This window comes from Yokenella regensburgei (genome assembly GCF_051486985.1).
Classification (GTDB): domain Bacteria; phylum Pseudomonadota; class Gammaproteobacteria; order Enterobacterales; family Enterobacteriaceae; genus CBFFRJ01.
Window position 1 is genome coordinate 1 of the sequence record NZ_JAHVDV010000075.1, and the last position, 2279, is coordinate 2279.

Annotated in this window: 2 protein-coding genes and 3 pseudogenes; 3 read left to right on the forward strand and 2 right to left on the reverse strand. The window is 47.0% G+C overall.

Going from position 1 to position 2279, the window contains the following annotated elements:
• Both KXR87_RS23390 and KXR87_RS23395 read left to right on the forward strand, forming a co-directional pair.
• Positions 1–717, forward strand: a 717-nt coding sequence (locus KXR87_RS23390; protein WP_437434565.1) for an RHS repeat domain-containing protein, incomplete at its 5' end; no start/stop codon positions are given.
• The gene (locus KXR87_RS23395; protein WP_437434566.1) at positions 714–1310 is read left to right on the forward strand and encodes a hypothetical protein; all 597 of its coding nucleotides are present in this window, start codon (positions 714–716) and stop codon (positions 1308–1310) included. The genes KXR87_RS23390 and KXR87_RS23395, both read left to right, overlap by 4 nt.
• 110 nt (positions 1311–1420) lie before the next feature.
• Here KXR87_RS23395 and KXR87_RS23400 read toward each other — a convergent pair.
• Both KXR87_RS23400 and KXR87_RS23405 read right to left on the reverse strand, forming a co-directional pair.
• Positions 1421–1721: pseudogene (locus tag KXR87_RS23400) on the reverse strand (SymE family type I addiction module toxin); the annotation flags it as partial.
• Between the two features lie 79 nt (positions 1722–1800).
• A pseudogene (locus KXR87_RS23405) lies at positions 1801–1899 on the reverse strand (transcriptional regulator); the annotation flags it as partial.
• Here KXR87_RS23405 and KXR87_RS23410 point away from each other — a divergent pair.
• Positions 1896–2279, forward strand: a pseudogene (locus KXR87_RS23410) (RHS domain-containing protein); the annotation flags it as partial. The pseudogenes KXR87_RS23405 and KXR87_RS23410 sit on opposite strands and share 4 nt — an antisense overlap.

Below are 2279 nucleotides of genomic sequence, written 5' to 3' on the forward strand. Positions count from 1 at the left end.
GTTTACAGCGATCAGGGCAGTTATGAGCCGCTGGCGCGTATTGATGGTACGGAATCACCCGACATTTACTGGTTTCACTGTCAGCCGAACGGCACACCGGAGCGGATGACAGATATCGAAGGCGAACTGCGCTGGGAAGGGCAGAACAGCGCCTGGGGAAAACTGCTGCGGGAGACGCCTCATAAGGCGACGGATTATCCACAAAACCTGCGGATGCAGGGCCAATACCTTGACCGTGAAACGGGTCTGCACTATAACCTGTTCAGGTACTACGATCCGGAGTGTGGACGGTTTACGCAGCCTGACCCGATAGGGCTGGCGGGGGGGATAAACCTTTATCAGTATGCGCCTAATCCGTTAAGTTGGATCGATCCGTTGGGATTGTTCTGTGGATCATCTCAGAAACATCATCCAATACCTAAATTCTTAGGTGGGAATAAAAAGCAGGATTTGATCAAATTAGATACAGCTCCTCACGTTGATTTCCATAATAATTTGAATGATAGCCTTAAAAAATTATTTGGAATGAGAGGTGGTGGTAAAGGTGGCGGTGCGATTGATTGGGAGGATATGATGCAAAGTCAGCCCGGTGCTCAGCAAAAAGCTTTGGATGCGGTACTTGATGCAGCTAAAAAGACGGATGCAACTCACAGAACCAGTATCTTCGATGCTGTTATTGATAACATGACTAAAGGCAATTATAAGAAAATACCATGATACGTGAACAGCTTTATCATCTTTATTACTCAGGAATGGATGTTTACGATTTAGTTCCTGAGTGGATATCCGAAAATAAAGAACACTTTTGTCATCGTTGTACCAGATTAAAACTTCCTCATAGCGCTATGGATTTTGTTACTGATGGGAAAATAAGAAAAAACTTAGATATGCCATTTGTAGGCCATCTTTCCATACCCGGTGTTATGTCATGCCGCTTATTTGAATTATTAGGAGAAAATGCCAGTGAACATCTAAATATTGGTTCAGTTTATAATGGTGTGGCAAAGAATGATACTAAACAACCGTTTGTGACTTTTGTTAGCAAGCATGAATATATTGTACTTAGAGGCGAAAAAGCCTATATTTTTGATGGGGTACCCGTTCCTGAAAATGAGAGGGAAGCAGTTTGCCCGGAATGTCATTTCCGAGCGAGAAGGGAACGATCTCCATGTTTTTTACTAGAAAATGAATATCCAACACATCCAATATGCTGTACAAGCAAAGGATTGCTTATATATGAAAGCATCTACAACAGAATAAAAGGTACCAAATTGATTGGAGTACGTGTAGAGAAAGTGAAAATCAAATAATAATATATCAGCGATATAGGACATTCTAGTATAAAGCCGGGCAAGAAATTAAATCTTCCCGGCTTATTTTTACTCAGTCGTCGCCGTTCATTCCACAAAACAACCACCTCCTTAATCCCCTTCATCACCTGTCGCACCTGATAAAGTTGCTCGCACAGCTCCTGCACCTCGTCGCAGTCGGCGATCAGCACGATGCACCCTTCTGAAATCCTCACCGTCACACCGCGCCCGGTATCAAATCCCGCCTCTTTGAGCCAGTCGCCCTTAAGGTGGATGCTGGGGCTTAGTGAGTAACGGGTGGGGACTTTGGTTTTACGGTTGGTGTGACAGACAGATACCGACATAGCCGACTTTATAGCGGCGCTGGGTTTTGGTAATGGTCACTTCTGGTTTAGAATCGCGCTCAGCCATAATTAACTTCGGCTTAGTTAGTTGTGGTGAGTGGTGGTTAAGGGTTGCCGCCCTTAGCTACCGCGTTATCTGGCTGTAATTACGGCATTTTCCCTGTCACGTTTAAAATCCTGGAAACCAGCTTCTGCCTGGTTCGCGGCAACTGGCTGATGATCTCGATCTGCTGTTCCAGCCCTGAGCCAGCCGCGTGACCGTAATAAACCCCAGACCCGGGTGAGCTTCCGCTACGATCCATCAGGCAGGCGTATCAGCAAAACGCGTCAGCAACTGTTGTGCGGACAACCCGTTGGCAAACGTGTCACAACCCGTTTCCTGTGGGAAGGTTTCCGTCTGTTGCAGGAAATCCACGACGGCGTCCCGCTCACTTACGTTTACAGCGATCAGAGCAGCTATGAGCCGCTGGCGCGTATTGATGGTACGGAATCACCCGACATTTACTGGTTTCACTGTCAGCCGAACGGCACACCGGAGCGGATGACAGATATCGAAGGCGAACTGCGCTGGGAAGGGCAGAACAGCGTCTGGGGAAAACTGCTGCGGGAGATGCCTCATAAGGCG

What these genes read in the sequence shown, in the direction of transcription:
- KXR87_RS23395 (WP_437434566.1), top strand. Translation starts at nt 714, where the DNA reads ATGATACGTGAACAGCTTTATCATCTTTATTACTCAGGAATGGATGTT.